This is a genomic window from Pseudomonadota bacterium (assembly GCA_026388215.1).
Lineage (GTDB): Bacteria > Desulfobacterota > Syntrophorhabdia > Syntrophorhabdales > Syntrophorhabdaceae > JAPLKF01.
The window spans coordinates 1-17,176 of record JAPLKF010000120.1; the positions used below are offsets into that span (position 1 = coordinate 1).

The window sequence follows — 17,176 nt, forward strand, 5'->3', positions numbered from 1 at the left end:
TATCAGAACCCTTTGAGATAGAACCTTACGTCTTTTAAAACCCCTTTCTTTATCCTCATATCAATCTTATTCAGTATATCCACCTTCATATATTTCAACTGGGTAAGCCATAGAGGGTCGTCAACTTCCACATAGAGTACACGTTCATTGATCCTTACAGGCTTTGTATGGTCTGCCATCTTTTCTCCTACTATATCCTTCCAAAGAGGAAAGACCCTATATGCATCAATATCCTCTGTAAAGTTGTACTCCCTTAAAACCCTTTGTACCACTTTCTTTAATGCAAAAAACGGCATGCTTTAGTCTTCTATCCTCGGAAAAATAGGATTAATTTTATCTATATGAGAAAGGTCATCCGCAAAATAAAACATCTTCTCATTCTCAAACAAGATTTTTTCAATAGGCTTACCAATGCCCAGGGCATTCCATATTTCTTCAGATTTCTTCGGCATAAAGGGGTAAAGGAGCATGGATACTACCCGTAAACTATTCCAGATATTGTAAAGTACTGTCTTAATCCGCACATCTCCCTCTTTATAAAGTTTCCAGGGGGCTTCCGTATCGATATACTTATTGAGGATGGATATGATTTCGAACACATCCTGTAATGCTTTGTGATAAGCAAAAACCTCCATGTCTTTCTGGTATTCTTCTACCAATCGTCTTACAGTTCCCTCAACATGTTCATCCATACCACCCTTCTTTTCGGGCCTCTCTATCTTCCCCTTTAAAAATTTCCCTATCATCGCAACGCTTCTGCTCGTAAGGTTTCCAAAATCATTTGCAAGGTCCCCATTAATCCTGTGAACAATCGCACTTTTTGAAAAATCGCCATCCATGCCAAAGGGTACCTCCCTGAAGAGGAAGAACCTGAATTCATCAACCCCATAGTTCTTTACAATCTCATAAGGGTCAACAACATTGCCGAGAGATTTTGACATCTTCTGTCCTTCTATTGTCCACCAACCATGGGCAAAGATCCTTTTCGGTGGTTCAATCCCAAGGGACATTAAAAAACTCGGCCAGTACACAGCGTGAAATCTCAGTATATCCTTGCCTATGAGGTGGGCATCACATGGCCAGAAGGTCCTGAACAAATCGACATCTTCAAGAAAACCAATCCCCGTTATATAATTTGCAAGTGCATCAAACCATACATACACAATATGGTTTTCCTTCATGGGCACAGGTATCCCCCAATTAAAGCTTGTCCTGCTTACACTTAAATCCTTTAAACCACCTTTTATAAAACTTACAACCTCGTTATACCGAACCTCAGGCAACACAAAGTCTTTTCTCCCATCCAGAAGCCTGAGCAGTGTATCCGTATATTTTGACAACTTGAAGAAAAAGCTTTCCTCTTTTAACCTCTCTGGTCTCCTTAAACAATCGGGGCACAGACCATCTTTCAGCTGCATCTCTGTAAAATAGCTCTCACAGGGCACACAATACCAGTCCTCATATTCCCCGAGGTATATATCTCCATTTTCATATACCTTTTGAAATATATACTGGACAACCTTTCTATGCCTCTCCTCTGTGGTTCTTATAAAACCATCGTTGGAGATATTAAGGACCTTCCATAAATCTGTAAACCTGTGAACCATTCTATCTGCAAGCTCTTTTGGATGAACCCCTTGCTGCTCTGCCGCCTTCTCAACCTTCTGGCCGTGCTCATCGGTCCCTGACAGAAAAAACACATTGTATCCACAAATCCTTTTGTAACGAGCCATGATATCCGCAGCTATAGTGGTATACGCATGACCTATATGTGGAACATCATTTATATAGTAGATGGGTGTGGTGATGCAGTAGTGTTTATTCATTTATCCTCTCCTGAAGGGTTCAAGGATTCGAGCGGCTTTTATACCCTGGAACCCTTGACCCCTTGACTCCTCGAATCCTTTCACTCATGTTGTTATATCTTTTATCGGTAAGGTGATCTCCTTGCCGTCATCAAGTTCGATTGTCACTGTAGAGCTTAAGGTATTATGTTTTACAATCTTGCCTTCACCTTGAGGGATGGTTATCCTTTTCCCAAGCTTCGGAAAATCCTTCTTATAATTCATATACATCTCATACTCATAGGCAAGACAACACATGAGTCTCCCACATATACCTGAAATCTTGGCAGGATTTAATGCCAGGCTCTGTTCCTTCACCATTTTTATCGAGACTATTGAAAAGTTATTTAAAAATTTTCTACAACATACCACATTACCGCAATTACCAAGTCCTCCGACAATCTTTGCCTCATCTCTCACTCCAACCTGTCTGAGTTCTATCCTGATTTTAAACTCCTTCGCAAGCTCTTTCACAAGCTCCCTGAAATCCACCCTGCTCTCAGACACAAAATAAAAGAGGAGTTTCGTCCCGCCGAAGAGATATTCCGCACAGAGTAATTTCATAGGAAGCGCCATTTCTTTAATCCTCTGTTTACAAAAATCGAGGGCATATTGTTCCTTTTCTTTTAAAGAAAAATACTCAGAGACTTCCTCATCGGTTGCCTTCCTTGTTATCTTTTTTAACCCCTCTTTCTTTGTATCGAATGGTTCTGTAAGGATAACACCCAAACAAAGACCTTTATCAAGTTCACTTACCACATAATCACCAATCTTTATATCCTCTGGCACTTCCATCTCCATTATACCTGTCAGTGTGTCAATTCTTACGTAACAACACTTCATATCTACCTCATTATATGTAACATTAAATTTTCAAATATAAGCCACTTATTCACATTATAACGCATAATGCGAATAGTTTCCTGGATCTTCCTCATTGAATACTCTACCCATTTCAGGTCCACCATTTCCCATTCTAAAAGTTCCCTCACATCTCTATTGATTACCATAGATACATCCCTGCTCTGGTTCAATATAAACATATCTCTAAAAAGAGAAAGGAGAAAAGAAAGGTACATGGACAACTGTCTATTGGTTTGTGTAATCTTTTCAGAAATCAGGGTCGTATTTAAAAAGCTCCTGTTGTGCCCTATTATCAACTCTGTTAGTTTTCTCCGCAGCAAAAAGTTATCCTCCTCCATCCAGAAAAGTCCACAGCCGATACTTCCATGGGAGATGTAAGAAAATAGCTGAGCCCTCTCCTCATCCATATTGAAAACCCTTAAAAAATACTGTCTGAGATCATCACTTGTAAGTGAAGTAAAAGCAACCCTTGCACAACGGGATCTTATGGTCAACGGTATATCCTTTTCTGATGAGGTGACAAGGAAAAACAAATTGAACAATGGGGGCTCCTCGAGTGTTTTTAAAAGGGCATTTGCTGCTTCATGGGTCATGGTATCGGCTTTATCAATTATTATTACCCGCATATCGCTCTCATAGGGGTACTCATATACTTCCTCATTTATGCCCCGTATCTTTTTTTCTTTATCCCTCCGTATGAGATTAATACCAATTGAATTTTCACCTTCTACAAATAAAAGGTCGGGATGACTGCCCCGCTCTATTTTAAGGCATGCCCGGCACTCACCACAGCCATTACCTTTTTCACAAAAGATACGTTTCGCCAGTTCTATTGCCAATAGTTTCTTTCCTATGCCCTCCTGACCTGAAAATAAAAAGGCATGGGGCATCCTTCCCTTTTTTAGAAAAGATAAAAGGAGGTTTTTCTGTTTTTCATGGCCAATAATATCGTTAAATCCCATGTCTTTCTAAAAGCTGTTCGATCTTCTCCCTGATAATCCTGTGCACATCCTCTATGCCAAGTTTGCCATCCACCACAATAAACCTCTCAGGGTCTTCCTTTGAAAGCTTAATATACGCCTTTTCTATCTTCCTATGGAAGGCCATCTCTTCATTTTCAAACCTGTCAAGGGAGGAAGCATGTTTAGATTTCCTCTTTAATCCAACGGCTGCACTACAATCCAGAAGGACAGTGAGGTCAGGTCTTACACCTTTTGTCACGAGCCTGTTGAGCGTTTCAATAATACTGAGGTCTACACCCCTTCCATATCCCTGATATGCATAACTTGCGTCTACAAACCTATCGCATAGAACAATCTTCCTATCCTGCAATGCGGGCATAATCACTTCCTCCACATGCTGCGCCCTCATTGCCATAAATACGAGGAGCTCAGAAAGGGGAAAGACCTTCAGGTTTTGCTGAAGAAAAACCCTTCTCAGTGCCTCCCCAAAAGCCGTGCCACCCGGCTCCCTCGTTTTTATTACACCATATCCCTTCTCCTTCAAATAATTGTATAAAAGCCCTACCTGCGTTGACTTACCGCAACCTTCTATTCCTTCAAAGGTTATCAACATGTATCTCCCCTATCTCTGAACCCTTTCCATATACTGACCGGTTCTCGTATCGATTTTAACCACATCACCCTCCTCAACAAAAAGTGGAACCTGAATCGAATAACCGGTTTCCAATAATGCCGGTTTTGTAGCATTCTGAGCGGTATCTCCCTTTGCACCTGGCTCTGTTTTCACTATCAAAAGATTAACAAAATTTTGAACTTCTACACCTATCGTGCTCCCTTTATAAAATAAAACTTTTATTACAAGACCTTCTTTTAGATAATTCTTTGCCTCACCTAAGTTCTTTCCATCTATGAACAACTGGTCATAGGTATTCTCATCCATGAAATAATATTTTTCCCCTTCTTTATAAAGGAACTGCATCTGTTTTTCCTCTACATCCGGTACCTCGGCCTTATCACCTGAACGAAAGGTTCTGTCAAGCACGTTTCCTGTTATAAGGCTTTTTATCCTCGTCCTGACAAAAGCCCCTCCCTTCCCGGGCTTCACATGCTGGAAGTCAACTATAACAAATGGTTCCTCATCCACAAGAATCCTTAATCCCTTTCTAAACTCTGATGTAAAAACAACCACCATTTCCTCCCCATTTTAATGCAGTAAACAGTAGGAAGTAAGCAGTAAGGAGTAACTGCATACTGCCTACTTTGGAATCTATACCTTTATATTGAGCGCATCCTTTCGAATATGTGTAAGTACCCCTGCTTTATCCTCTGTTATAAGCACCATGTCCTCCAGTCTCACACCCCCTAAATCGGGTATATATATCCCGGGTTCTATTGTGATTACCATATTTTCTTCAAGTATGCCTTCTGCCATACTATTGATAGCAGGTGCTTCATGAACAGCCACCCCTACCCCATGACCTGTGCCATGTCTGAAATATTCACCATAACCTGCATCATCTATAAATCCCCTCACTATCATATCCAGTTCTTTTATTGGCATGCCAACCTTCACCTTTTCCAAGGCCAGTTCCCTTGCCTTATTCACTACAGAGAAGACCTCCTGAATCCTGCCATTTACTTCACCCACTGATATTGTACAGGTTTCATCGCTGCAATAGCCATCAACCTGGGCGCCAAAATCAACCATTACCATCTCACCTTCCATAATTTTTTTATCAGTTGGTTCAGCATGGGGAAGGGCTGCCCTGATTCCGGAAGCAACAATCGTATCAAAGGAGGGGCAATCAGCTCCAAACTGCTTCATCGTATAGTCCAGGTCATTCGCAATCTCCTTTTCCGTCCTGCCAGGATAAATCTTTTCAAATATTTCGTTAAATGCATCGGTCGCAATACCAATTGCCTTCCTAATCGCATTTATTTCATCCGGTTCTTTGTGTTTCCTGATCTCTTCAATAGCATTTCTTAACGGGATAAGTTCAATATCTGGGATGGCATCTGTCCATCTCTCATACAGGTCATATGTTGTGTGCATACTGTCAAAACCCATTTTCTTAATCCCATATTTACTGCACAGTTCTCCAAGTGGATTATTCTTCTCCCTTAACTCCACTATCTTTATATCCTTCGTAACTTCCTTTGCATGCGTAATATATCTGGAATCTGTCAAAAGTAAGACATCGCCTTTTGTAATGAGAAGGGCTCCCTCAGAACCTCTGAATCCTGTGAGGTAAAATATGTTTTCCATACCCCTCAAGGCACATGCATCTAAACCCTTATCCCTTATTATATCGAGGACTTTTTCAATCCTGTTTTCTCTCATGTCCTTCTACCACAATTTCTTTTTCAAAACCTTTTTAAATGCAGGAAATCTGCTTTTCCCCTTTGCATCCTTCTTAAGCACTGAAAGTCTTTTTTTATAAAAATCATTTTTAGGTTCCCTTTTTGCAAGTTTTCCATATATTTCTATTGCCTTTTCGATATATCCCTGTTGAAGATATATGTCTGCTAAGGTAGCAGAAAGAATCTTGTCATCGTCCATCACGGGATAGTTAAATGAATCTCCCTGTAAAAATCAAGCTAAATCGTTGAACTATTTCAACGGGCATGACCTCCCTTTTCTATAATCCTGTCCAACGTATCCTTAAAATCAGTAGAATCAGGGGACAATTCAACAGCCTTCCGTGCAAGTTTCTCGGCCTCCTGTAGTTTTGTATCCATTGTATAGTAAAGCCAGGCAAGGTTATTGTACGCCCGGGGGTCATCTGTCTTTTTTATTGCCTTTCTGTAATATTTTTCAGCATTCTCAAAATCGTTCTTTTGAAAGTAAATATTGCCCATATAAAGGTAGGCAATCTGCGATTTCTTTGAGGCTGTTTCATACTCTTTTAAGGCTGCATCAAGTTCGCCCTTATTTTCATAGCTCACACCGAGGTTTATATGTTCCTCCGGTGTCAGCGGGTCATGGAATAGGATTATTCTTGGAAGGCTACACGAGGATAAAAGTATAGTTATTATTGTCAGGCATATGGTGTTATAAAAAGCGTCCAGAATCCTGTTTTTTTCCATATTTTTTGTAGTTCCTCATCTAAAATAAGTTTATTCTCTTTCCGTCCTGAATTCACAATAATACCATCTTTTGTATAACCCGTAGTAACAATAAAGTGATTTTGCTGGTAGACAGAGATACCATAATCTACAAGAATTATCAAAGGTATGCCCTTATCAATATTGCTTCTTATGTCCTCAATACTGCCTGAATACTGCAAGGTACGAAAACCCAGCCTTTTTGCATATAACTCAAGGTCTATTCCAAGCACCCCCCTTGCCGAAGAACTGTAGATCTCCGAAATAATATCCTGAGGCGCCAGATTTTTACCGGTCTCTCCCCTCTTGTACCAATAGTTGAGAACGGTTGCAAGCGCTGAAGGCCCGCATTGAAAATCATCCTGTTTAAAAAAGGGGATATTGTTAAGTAACAGGGCATCAGTGGGGGGCGTTACCCTGATTGTCGCACAACCGGCTATGAGAAAAAATAGAACTATAAAAATGGTTCGGAGCACCGGCGTGGTGCTCCGTATGTGGTCTTGCAACATCTATGGTGTAACTGTTATCTTGTGGCCCGTAGAGAGCTGTACCAGTATAACAACAAGGATTACTATGACCAGAAGGGCAATAACTATCCCGAGTCCGTCCTTGCCTACCCTCAGATCATCCAGTTTCTGTGCGATACTGTGGAGTTGTTGATCGCTTAAGTTGGAAAGCCTTGCCCTGATTTCCTCGCCGGTGTAACCAAGATCCTGGAGCCTCTGCTGTATAAGTTTAGTTTCCAATACTGTCTGAATCCTCTGCAATTCAGCTGCCCTGTCGACCGGTGCCAGTGTCATCGCCTGAGAAGGTGTAAATGATGCTTCCACACGGGGTACAATGCCTATAATGAACATTGCAAAGACTAAATACCATGCGAGATATTTTTTCAATATACCCTCACCTCCTTTCAAGAAATGTGTAATAATATCTTCTTTAATTATATATACAGCGCCTCACCTATTGCAACAACAATTCTTTCCAACCCAGATACACCGAATAACGATGTGATTCTCCTTCCATACACAATTTTGTACTATGGGTTACCATCAGTTTCTTTAACCAGATAAAAACACTTAAAAAGCAGGCTTGAAACAATAACGGTTATCGGACCCACCCTCAGGATAACATCCTTTGCCATTTCCATTACTGTCTTCTTTCCTATCCCCGATACATCATATTTATTAAAAACGATTGTACATTTCTCCCTGTCAATACCTTTTAAAAGGATATCCTCTGAAAAAAATCTCAAGAACACATCAGGTGTAATTATCGCATCGCCTCTTATTTTTGTCGCCTCACTAAAAGGTTCCCATCTAAAAACCTTTTCATCAACCCTCCCTGATAGACCGTCAAGCCCGCATAAGACAAAGGTTTTTTCCGATAAGGGCGGTATAACAGGTTCATAATGAGCAGGAAATTTGAGCGGTTTGCCCTTCGCACCATCCGCCTCGATGAGAACCATATCATATATCCTGCCCAGCTTATCAATATCACTAAATGTCACACCGGTAAGCTTTCCCTCCTCAAGGGTTCTGCCAACCCTTATGAACCGTTCTCTCAATCCCTCTTTAAAAACATCCTCCTCCAAAAGCACATAAGGCTCTCTTGCATATATTTTAGTAGTTGTTGTTATTGCGACAGATTTGCCCCTTCCTGTTGCCTCTTTTGCAATATATTCCATAAAGGTTGTTTTACCACCGGAGCCTACAAAGGTTATATATTTTGTATTTAAAAGGGATCTTAAGGGGTCAATCCTTTGAAAATGCCACATAAGGAAGGGATTTTACATTTTTCACAATTGTCAGTGCTGTCTCTTTATCCTTTTCTTTTACAAAGAGTGCAGCATAGCCTTTCTGTAAGATAAAAAGACCATCATAGGCAGTATCTTTATATTCCTTTACACTATAATCTATACCTTCTCTTTCGAGAGCATCCTTGAGCATATCCATCTCAAAGATGTTCTCAATTGTATGAATTTTTACCCATCTATTTGGGTCCATTTCCTTTCTGTGTGCTTCCTTTATCAGAAGGTCCGACCCATATCTCTACATCAGCGTTAAACGCCTCCCTTGACATCTTTATATTGCAGGTCTTATCCTCTTTTACAAAGTTCAATGATATGTCTTTAAACTTGAAGCTGTTCACAAATTTCCACCCGTTTTTCACCATATTGATCCTGAAATAATTTTCAAGGGACTGCAATTCAACGTTGCCACTCAAAACAAGCACACCTACCCTCATCATTGGGGTCTCATAAACAAAGCTTTTCTCCCTCACAAAATTAAGTTCCTTTGGCACAGGTATATCGGGAAAACTATAAAAAACCTGGTTTGGAACAGCACCCTTAGGCTGGGAAGTTTCTTCCTTAGCTGACCCCTTAAAGATTGCACACCCTGAGAAAACTAAAGACACAACAAAAAGCATTATAATGACCTTTCTCATATGCTCCCTCCTTCATTTTTTCTTTCAAGATACGCATATGCACTATGGTTATGGATGCTCTCAAAATTTTCTGCCTCGATTACAAACCACGTGATATTTGTATCCTTATATAACATTTCTGCAACGCCCCTTACCACATCTTCCACAAATTTTGGATTTTTAAAGGCCCTTTCAGTCACATATTTCTCATCTTCCCTCTTAAGTATTGAGTATATATCACTACTCGCACAACCTTCCACAACATTTATAAGGTCCTCTATCCAGAAAAATTTCTTGCACCTTACGTCCACCCTCACTATGCCCCTCTGATTGTGGGCCCCATACTCGCTTATCTCTTTAGAGCAAGGACAGAGTGTATTAATGGGGACGGATACAGAGACTATGAACCCTTTCATCTCGCCAGAGCTATCCATAAAACCCAGGAAACCACATTGATATTCCAGAAAGCTTTGGGTCTTTGTTACCGGGGCCTCTTTTCTTATAAAATAAGGAAATCTCACACCTAAATGGGCTGATTCTGCGTTCAGCTTGTCCTTCATCTCTCTCAAGATGTTCGGGAAGTTTTTCATATTTATCATACTTTTATTGCTGTGCAATATCTCAACAAACCTGCTCATATGTGTGCCTTTATAGTTATGGGGGAGATTGACATACATATCTATAGTGGCAATGGTATGCTGAAATCCATTCACCTTATCTAAAACCACAATCGGGTACTTCACGTTCTTCACACCCACCTTATCAATCTCTATCATTCTATAGTCACTCATGTTTTGTACATCTATCATTTCAGACTTAATCCCCATACGCTGCATATACATTCTCTGATTCCCAAACCCTTACTTCCTTCAGAGAAATCATACCCTCCTTTATAAGCATTTTCAATTCATGGAATATATACATGGCTATAAACTCAGAAGAGCTTGCCCTTTCATGAAAGAAAGGGATTTCGTTTATATATTTGTGGTCAAGCTTATCCAAAACGTTCTTGAGATAACCCTTCAGGACTTTAAAATCAACAAGCATACCGCACTCATCCAGCCTTTCCCCTTCAAAAAACACCTCAACCAGAAAGTTATGGCCATGGAGTTCCTCACATTTCCCACCATAATTTTCAAGTCTATGGGCTGCAGAAAATGAGTCTTTCACGCATAAGGTGAACATACCATAATCTATATTTTGGGATAGTTAAAGTCAATAGAATATAAAGCAAGAACCGTTCGGAGTTTCAAGTTCGGCGTCCGGAGTTTGGCTCGAAGAGCAAGGGACGAGGGACATTTTTTTATTCGTCCTAATGACGCCTCCGGGTACCCACTTTTGGGTGGGGGACTGATGGTCGTCTATCGTCCGAGTGGAGCGGTCAATGATTTTTTCTGACTCCTGGATTATAAAGGGTTCCGTATCGTGTGTCATTTTTGGCTCAAGCCGAATGTTGATAGCTGATTGCGGATAGCTGATTGCGGGAAGCGCCTATTTTTTCTTGGCTGCCTTTTTTATTATTACATACCCATTTGTTGGGCCTGGAATTGCTCCCTCTATTATAAGGATATTTGTATCCCCTCTCACATCTATAACCTTAAGGTTCTGGACCGTAACCCTTCTTGCCCCCATATGACCTGGCATTTTCTTCCCCTTCATTGTTCTTCCAGGGAAGGTGTTTGCACCGATTGATCCGCCATGCCTGAAAAACTCGTGTGAACCACGGGAAGCAGGGGCCCCCTTAAAACCATGCCTTTTTATAACACCAGCAAAGCCCTTTCCCTTGGATGTCCCTATCACATCTACAAACTCACCCGGTGCGAACATTTCCACTGTAATCTCAGTCCCCGTATCATTCGCTTCTGCGTCTTCCGCGGTGACCCTGAATTCCCTGAGAAAAACCATCGGGGCAACCTTTGCCTTATTAAAGTGACCTGCAAGCGGCTTATTTATGAGCTTTACCTTTTTTACCTCATTAAAACCAACCTGAAGGGCATTATACCCTTCTTTTTCCACAGTCTTCTTTTGAACGACTAAATTAGGTCCTGCCTTCACCACAGTCACAGGCATTATATTCCCATGCTCATCAAATATCTGGGTCATGCCGAGTTTTTTTCCGAGAAGTCCAATTCCCATTTCTACACCTCCAAAAAGTCTAAAATAATAGTAGAAAATGACTATAAAGTCAAGCTTAAGAAAAAGGCGGCAGAATATTTTTTATCTAAATGCCCGGTTACCCAAAAATACCCGCGTAATAATCACTACAAATGCTCCTATAATTATTGATTATCCAGCCCTCTTCTGATTTTCATGGTAGATTGACCGGGTAACCGGTGTTGGGACCCCTGTCTTTTCCCCGAGCCTTATAATGGTTCCCCCAAACAGGTCTCCCTCATTCAGTTTTCCCTTTGTCTCTATATCCCTCTGATATGATGTCTTTGTTTCAGGGGGAAAATTGCCAGCCTTTTCTATGGGCTTATTCTCGATATCTTCAGGAAGGTCTATACCTAATCTTTTTGCTATTGAGACTACTTCTCTTATTACCCTTTGCACCAATTCTTTTAATCCCTTATCAGCTATAACCTCACCAAGGGTCTTCTTAGAATCGGCAGTTACCAGACCGAAGGGGGCTATAAAAACATATTTTTCCCATATTGGTGTATAGGGGTTATCATGCCATTCAAATCTTATTTTCATTTCATCAAAGAAACGTATGATTTCCTTGTTGTTGAAGTCAGGGAATCCGGGGTCATAGCCACATAAAATTATCCCGTCACCACACTTTCTGTGTAACCACGCCTGGTTTTTCTATATGGGTACCCACATACACACATGCAGGCAGGATAATCCCTTTGTTTAAAATGCCTCTAATCCGTTCATAAATATCAACACCATTTAACAGGGGGATAATAATCGTTTCGTCTTTAATCTTTCTCGCCAATGCCTTGATGACACCATCCAAATCATAACTTTTTACACAAATTAAGCATAAGTCCGGGGCAGGTATTTCATCTATACTGTCAGTGGCAAGATGAGGCCTGCATATGATACCCCTCTCTTCCGATGTATTTAATATCAGACCATTCTTCCTTATTTCATCTAAATGTGTCCCCCTTGCAATAAAAAATGCCCTTTTCGTTGTATTTCTTATCCGGGATAACCTAAGCGCAATCTTCCCGCCGAAATATCCCCCGACACCGCCAACACCGCAAATACATATGTTTTTAATTTCATTTTTGTTATTCAGAACCATCTTCACCTGCTCCTTAAGACTGTCTTTCTATCCCGGCCCGGCAGTAGTCCCTGAAATTGTTCACTCCGATAAAGAACTCACGCATCATGATTACCCAGTAATACTGACCCCTTTCAGTAAGCGAAAGGAGATTGTCATGTCTTTCTAATCCACCGATAAGGCTGAAAAAAAGGATTTCCGGCCATAGATAATGGTATATATTCACACCGTGCCTGGCCTTGAGCCTGCCTATATCAAAGCTCAAACCGAAAAGCTTCATTAAAAAATCGTATCGCAATCGTTCTTTTATCGAGCAGTCCTTTTTTGCTGTAACCGGAAGTGACCCTTCGTTTACCCTTCTGATATAATCCCTTACATCAAATGTATTCGCATAGACACTACCGCCAAGGTAACCGATGGAGCCGCTTCCAAGGCCCGCATATTCCTCAAAATTCACCACATACTCATCTATCATGGCATCATTTCTGGAAAAACACCATGCCGTTGATACCCTGTAATCGGAGGCGAGCATCTCCACTATTCTTTCATAGAATGCCCTGCCCCTCTCATAATCCACCTTTCCTATTCTTTTAGCCATTATATTCCGGGTTGAGGTCGAGACCATCAGAGGATAGTAGGTAACCTGGTCAACCTTAAGATTGATAAGGATAGATAAATCCTTTTCGAGGATTTCCATTGTCTGCATGGGAAAATTAAAAATCATATCAACGTTCAAGGTATCGAATGTACCCTGCGTAAAATGCAGCCTTTCTGCAATCTCCTCACCGCTCCCGTACTTGTGGTAACGCTCGATTGCCTTTAAAAGTCCGTCATCAAAGCTCTGGACACCCACAGAGAGTCTATTCACCCCCATGTCCTTTAATATCTCAATGTTCTCAACGGTTAGGTGATTGGGGTTCGTCTCAATAGAAATCTCCCTCAAATGGTAGGTTTCTTTGATCAATCGCATAGTCTGTGCAAGCTCATCAATCAGGATAGTCGGGGTTCCTCCGCCCACATAAAGGGCCTTAAAATCATATCCCAACTCCTTATACATTAAAATCTCTTTGCGCAGGGCGTCAAAGTATGCCCGTGCGAGCTCCTCCTCGAATGTTACCCTGTTGAATGAACAATAGGGGCAGAGCTCCTCGCAGAAAGGCACATGCACGTAGAGAAGTGTTGGTATATCATCCTTCTTGCGAGGAATGGACAGGGAGAGGGAAGGAGAGAACTGCAGATAACTGGCATTCTTCTTACGTGCAAAGTAAGTTATTAATCGTTCAATCAGCATAAATGTCTCTCAAAATGATATTATAAAATCAAAGAATGTTAAATCAGAAAATGGGAAGGGAATAACAACAACATCACCCTTTATAAATTTTGCCACGGCTTATCTTCCTCTGGCTTCAACCAATCTTTTCTGAGAGAGGTCTCACTGGCGATGTATGTATTTACTTGTTCCTTAACGGTCTTTGCTTTCAAAAAATGCACAAAATCCAATAACTCTCCAAGAAGCTGGTCAGGGACTAACTCAATTTCTTTGAGAAGTAATTCCTTATTGTTCATAAATTACCTTCAATATTATTTACAATATATCATATTAAGTATTTTTCGGCAATCCTTGCTACTGATTATATTTTTCCGTGTCTTTTTACTATTCACTATTCACCAATCACTATTCACTGCTTTTACATTGATTATGCCTCTTTTGTATGTTACAAATAAACTAATATGCCTGATAAGGAACTACTTAGAAAGATACCGAAGGTAGACGATATTCTGAAACACGGAGAGTGGAAAAAGCTCATTGATACGTACCCTGAGGGCGTAGCAAAGGATGCCCTCCGCACATCCCTTGATGAGCTGCGACTTACCATAAAAGAGGGTAAGGTAACATCCATCCTATCACTTCAGGACATAATCGAGGAAGTAAGAAAGAAAGTAGTTGAATCAATCACCCCAAAACTGAAAAGGGTTATAAACGGGACAGGCGTTATCATCCATACTAATCTTGGCAGGTCACTCCTTGCAAAATCAGCAATAAATGCCATCACAAATGCGGCATCACATTACATAAATCTTGAATATGATCTTACAAAAGGAGAAAGGGGCGACAGGTACGAACACTGCACATTCATCCTTAAAAAGCTCACAGGTGCTGAAAGCGCCCTTGTGGTAAACAACAACGCAGGGGCTGTTTTCCTTGTACTCAATACAATCGCAGAGGGAAAAGAGGTGATTATCTCACGGGGCGAGCTCGTTGAGATAGGAGGTTCTTTCAGGATGCCTGACGTGATGAAAGAAAGCGGGGCAATATTAAGAGAGGTTGGAACTACAAACAGGACATACAAAGAGGATTATGAGCGTGCAATCTACGAGAATACCGGCCTTATTATGAAAGCCCACACGAGTAATTTCAGGATTAAAGGCTTTACCCATGAAACATCAATAGAGGAGTTTGTCTCTATTGGAAAAAAACATAATATACCAACATATTACGATACAGGAAGCGGTCTTCTTTTTCCTTTAAAAGAAATCGGGATCCATGATGAACCCTCTATCCTTGAAGAGATGAAAAAAGGGTTAGATGTAATATCCTTCAGCGGGGATAAGCTCCTCGGCGCACCACAGGCAGGCATCATCCTGGGGGAAAAGGCATATATAAACGCAATGAAAAAGAACCCTCTCACAAGGGCGCTTAGACCTGATAAATTTACCCTCGCCGGGCTTGAGAGCACACTGCTACTCTATCTCGATGGGGAAACGGCAAAAGACAATATACCAACCTTAAAGATGATATACGAAGACAAACACACCTTGAAAAGAAGGGCACAGCGTATTACAAACATCTTAAAAAAGGGGTGTAAAAACCTCTCCGTATCAACCGTAGAGCTATACTCTGAGGTTGGTGGAGGCACCCTTCCTGATGTGTCGATACCTTCCTTTGGGGTCGCATTAAAACCGCATGCCATCAGCATAGACATGCTTGAAGAACGATTGAGAAATATGGAAGTTCCAATTATCGGGAGGATTGAGAAGGATACATTTCTCCTCGATATGAGAACAATACTGAAAGACGATGAACCGATTTTAATCTCAGGGATAGAAACCGCCTTCCAGGATGGTAAGCAGAATCCATAACATCTTCAACAATAATAGTTCGGCGTTGGGAGTTCGTAGTAATGGAAAAAAAATTCCGGATAATCTGTAACAAAGATGAAGTAAGGCTTGATGTCTTCCTCTCTGAAAAACTCTCCATAACAAGGACAAAGGTAAAAACATTAATAGAGGAAGGACATATCCGCATTGCCGGTAAACTGCCAAAACCTTCATCAAAGGTTAAAAGGTCCATGGAAATCGAGGGAGAAATCTTAGAGGAAGAACCCTTAACCCTCATACCTCAGGCAATCCCTCTCAATATCCTTTATGAAGATGAATATATCCTTGCTATCGATAAACCGGTCGGTATGGTGGTGCATCCCTCATTCGGCCATAAGGAGGGAACTCTCGTAAATGCCATCCTCGCATACCTCGGTTGGAAGTCGGGTGTCAGCGGTCAGACAGCAGGAGAAATCAAAACACTCGCCACTCGCCACTCACCACTCACCACTTCTGAGCTTAACAGCACAGGAATAAGACCTTTTATCGTTCATAGATTAGACAAGGGGACAACAGGTGTAATTCTCGTTGCAAAAGACACAAAGACCCAGGAGATGCTCTCAGCGCTCTTCAAAGAGAGGGGTGTTTATAAAACATACAGGGCGATCGTAGAGGGGATAGTGAAAAAAGAGGAAGGGAGAATAGAGGGCAATATCGGGAGACATCCGACAGATAGAAAGAGGATGGCTGTACTGAAACAAGGGGGAAGGGATGCCCTGACATTCTTCAAAGTGGTGGCAAGATTAAACGGTTTCACATACATTGAAGCCTACCCGAAGACAGGAAGAACACATCAGATAAGGGTCCATCTCGCACACACAGGGCATCCGATTGTGGGTGACGATTTGTACGGGAAGAAGGCAAGGAACATGGCCGAGAGGCCTCTCCTCCATGCCTATAAGATTGAATTCAAACATCCTGTTAAGGGCACGCTGATTTCAATAGAAGCACCAGTACCAGAGGACATAAAGGAGTTTGTAAAAAACAGCAAAACATTAGGCAGTAGCCAGTAAGTAGTAGGCAGTAAGTAGTAAGTAGAAAAGGCAAACAAGAATCAACGGGCAGCAGGTGATTAAAAACAGGCTGGATACTGGATTCTAGTGTCCTGTTCCTAACAGTTCTTTACACTCAGGAGAGAAAGGATGTTCCCTGTAGCACGACATCACAAAATGACCGCTTTACCATACTTAGAAGATGTGGAACGTCCCAAAGGGGAAACGGGCATGTCCGAAGTCCCCGCCAGAGCGGGGGCAAGTTTGCCCGTTTCAGTGAAGCGATTCTTAGAATGGTCGGGAATGGAGTGCCGGAGTGCGAAGGGAATCTCCTTCCACATTTCAAGAGAACCATCAATAAAACTGTAAAGCTATTTAAAGGACAGGACACTAAAGGGGATCGAAGACCTTTATGTGCAGTGAATTTACTTTTATGATTTTTTTTGAATGAGTTCGACGTCTACCTCGCCCTTAAAGGCATCATCAAGGGCTTTCTCAAGCCTCTGATAGTCTTCCTTCTTTTCCATTTCTATGACCAATTCCCTGTCATCAAGTACCTTCAATTTTCCAAACTGTTTTACAATCTCAATAACC

General features: G+C 41.3%; 23 protein-coding genes. 2 read left to right on the top strand and 21 right to left on the bottom strand.

The features are described 5' to 3' along the window. Nucleotides 1–2: 2 nt before the first annotated feature. The 21 genes from NTU69_06955 to NTU69_07055 form a co-directional block, all read right to left on the bottom strand. Nucleotides 3–296 (bottom strand): DUF721 domain-containing protein, encoded by a 294-nt coding sequence (locus NTU69_06955; GenBank protein MCX5803254.1) that lies wholly within the window; start codon nt 294–296, stop codon nt 3–5. A gap of 3 nt (nt 297–299) precedes the next feature. After that, nucleotides 300–1,826: a methionine--tRNA ligase gene (metG, locus tag NTU69_06960; GenBank protein ID MCX5803255.1), complete on the bottom strand. Its 1,527-nt coding sequence runs from the start codon at nt 1,824–1,826 to the stop codon at nt 300–302. An 84-nt stretch (nt 1,827–1,910) separates the two neighbouring features. Beyond that, nucleotides 1,911–2,687: a regulatory iron-sulfur-containing complex subunit RicT gene (ricT, locus tag NTU69_06965; GenBank protein MCX5803256.1), complete on the bottom strand. Its 777-nt coding sequence runs from the start codon at nt 2,685–2,687 to the stop codon at nt 1,911–1,913. A gap of 2 nt (nt 2,688–2,689) precedes the next feature. Next, complete coding sequence (holB, locus tag NTU69_06970) at nt 2,690–3,670, bottom strand: DNA polymerase III subunit delta' (protein ID MCX5803257.1); 981 nt, start codon at nt 3,668–3,670, stop codon at nt 2,690–2,692. Further along, the gene (gene tmk, locus NTU69_06975) at nt 3,660–4,283 is read right to left on the bottom strand and encodes a dTMP kinase (GenBank protein ID MCX5803258.1); all 624 of its coding nucleotides are present in this window, start codon (nt 4,281–4,283) and stop codon (nt 3,660–3,662) included. Before tmk ends, holB begins: the two co-directional genes overlap by 11 nt. A 9-nt stretch (nt 4,284–4,292) precedes the next feature. Beyond that, on the bottom strand, nt 4,293–4,862 hold the full coding sequence (gene efp, locus NTU69_06980) for an elongation factor P (protein ID MCX5803259.1): 570 nt from the start codon (nt 4,860–4,862) through the stop codon (nt 4,293–4,295). A 75-nt stretch (nt 4,863–4,937) separates the two neighbouring features. Beyond that, nucleotides 4,938–6,011, bottom strand: a complete 1,074-nt coding sequence (locus NTU69_06985; GenBank protein MCX5803260.1) for an aminopeptidase P family protein — start codon at nt 6,009–6,011, stop codon at nt 4,938–4,940. Between the two features lie 6 nt (nt 6,012–6,017). Continuing rightward, nucleotides 6,018–6,230 (bottom strand): hypothetical protein, encoded by a 213-nt coding sequence (locus NTU69_06990; protein MCX5803261.1) that lies wholly within the window; start codon nt 6,228–6,230, stop codon nt 6,018–6,020. Nucleotides 6,231–6,286: 56 nt separating this feature from the next. After that, entirely contained in the window at nt 6,287–6,757 is a 471-nt protein-coding gene (locus tag NTU69_06995) for a tetratricopeptide repeat protein (protein MCX5803262.1), read from the bottom strand. Continuing rightward, complete coding sequence (locus NTU69_07000; protein ID MCX5803263.1) at nt 6,709–7,251, bottom strand: C39 family peptidase; 543 nt, start codon at nt 7,249–7,251, stop codon at nt 6,709–6,711. Before NTU69_07000 ends, NTU69_06995 begins: the two co-directional genes overlap by 49 nt. 33 nt (nt 7,252–7,284) lie before the next feature. Continuing rightward, the gene (locus NTU69_07005) at nt 7,285–7,668 is read right to left on the bottom strand and encodes a PA2779 family protein (GenBank protein ID MCX5803264.1); all 384 of its coding nucleotides are present in this window, start codon (nt 7,666–7,668) and stop codon (nt 7,285–7,287) included. A 143-nt stretch (nt 7,669–7,811) separates the two neighbouring features. Then, a complete protein-coding gene (gene yqeC / locus NTU69_07010; GenBank protein MCX5803265.1) occupies nt 7,812–8,549 on the bottom strand; it encodes a selenium cofactor biosynthesis protein YqeC in 738 nt (245 codons plus the stop codon). Next, on the bottom strand, nt 8,527–8,778 hold the full coding sequence (locus tag NTU69_07015) for a DUF2007 domain-containing protein (protein ID MCX5803266.1): 252 nt from the start codon (nt 8,776–8,778) through the stop codon (nt 8,527–8,529). The genes yqeC and NTU69_07015 overlap by 23 nt, the downstream gene beginning before the upstream one ends. Then, nucleotides 8,765–9,220 (bottom strand): hypothetical protein, encoded by a 456-nt coding sequence (locus tag NTU69_07020; GenBank protein ID MCX5803267.1) that lies wholly within the window; start codon nt 9,218–9,220, stop codon nt 8,765–8,767. Before NTU69_07020 ends, NTU69_07015 begins: the two co-directional genes overlap by 14 nt. After that, nucleotides 9,217–10,008, bottom strand: a complete 792-nt coding sequence (gene folE2 / locus NTU69_07025; GenBank protein ID MCX5803268.1) for a GTP cyclohydrolase FolE2 — start codon at nt 10,006–10,008, stop codon at nt 9,217–9,219. Before folE2 ends, NTU69_07020 begins: the two co-directional genes overlap by 4 nt. Before the next feature lie 7 nt (nt 10,009–10,015). Next, nucleotides 10,016–10,384, bottom strand: a complete 369-nt coding sequence (gene queD / locus NTU69_07030; protein ID MCX5803269.1) for a 6-carboxytetrahydropterin synthase QueD — start codon at nt 10,382–10,384, stop codon at nt 10,016–10,018. 306 nt (nt 10,385–10,690) lie between these two features. Continuing rightward, nucleotides 10,691–11,335 (bottom strand): 50S ribosomal protein L3, encoded by a 645-nt coding sequence (gene rplC, locus NTU69_07035; GenBank protein MCX5803270.1) that lies wholly within the window; start codon nt 11,333–11,335, stop codon nt 10,691–10,693. A 150-nt stretch (nt 11,336–11,485) separates the two neighbouring features. After that, nucleotides 11,486–11,896: a hypothetical protein gene (locus tag NTU69_07040; GenBank protein ID MCX5803271.1), complete on the bottom strand. Its 411-nt coding sequence runs from the start codon at nt 11,894–11,896 to the stop codon at nt 11,486–11,488. A gap of 76 nt (nt 11,897–11,972) precedes the next feature. Continuing rightward, a complete protein-coding gene (locus NTU69_07045) occupies nt 11,973–12,452 on the bottom strand; it encodes a 2-dehydropantoate 2-reductase (protein ID MCX5803272.1) in 480 nt (159 codons plus the stop codon). A 13-nt stretch (nt 12,453–12,465) separates the two neighbouring features. After that, the gene (locus tag NTU69_07050) at nt 12,466–13,722 is read right to left on the bottom strand and encodes a coproporphyrinogen III oxidase family protein (protein MCX5803273.1); all 1,257 of its coding nucleotides are present in this window, start codon (nt 13,720–13,722) and stop codon (nt 12,466–12,468) included. Nucleotides 13,723–13,802: 80 nt separating this feature from the next. Further along, nucleotides 13,803–13,997, bottom strand: a complete 195-nt coding sequence (locus tag NTU69_07055; protein ID MCX5803274.1) for a DUF2281 domain-containing protein — start codon at nt 13,995–13,997, stop codon at nt 13,803–13,805. Between the two features lie 165 nt (nt 13,998–14,162). Here NTU69_07055 and selA point away from each other — a divergent pair, with 165 nt between their 5' ends. After that, the gene (gene selA, locus NTU69_07060; GenBank protein ID MCX5803275.1) at nt 14,163–15,572 is read left to right on the top strand and encodes an L-seryl-tRNA(Sec) selenium transferase; all 1,410 of its coding nucleotides are present in this window, start codon (nt 14,163–14,165) and stop codon (nt 15,570–15,572) included. A 41-nt stretch (nt 15,573–15,613) separates the two neighbouring features. Further along, nucleotides 15,614–16,603, top strand: coding sequence for an RluA family pseudouridine synthase (locus NTU69_07065; protein MCX5803276.1), 990 nt, complete (start codon nt 15,614–15,616; stop codon nt 16,601–16,603). Nucleotides 16,604–17,176 lie beyond the last annotated feature (573 nt).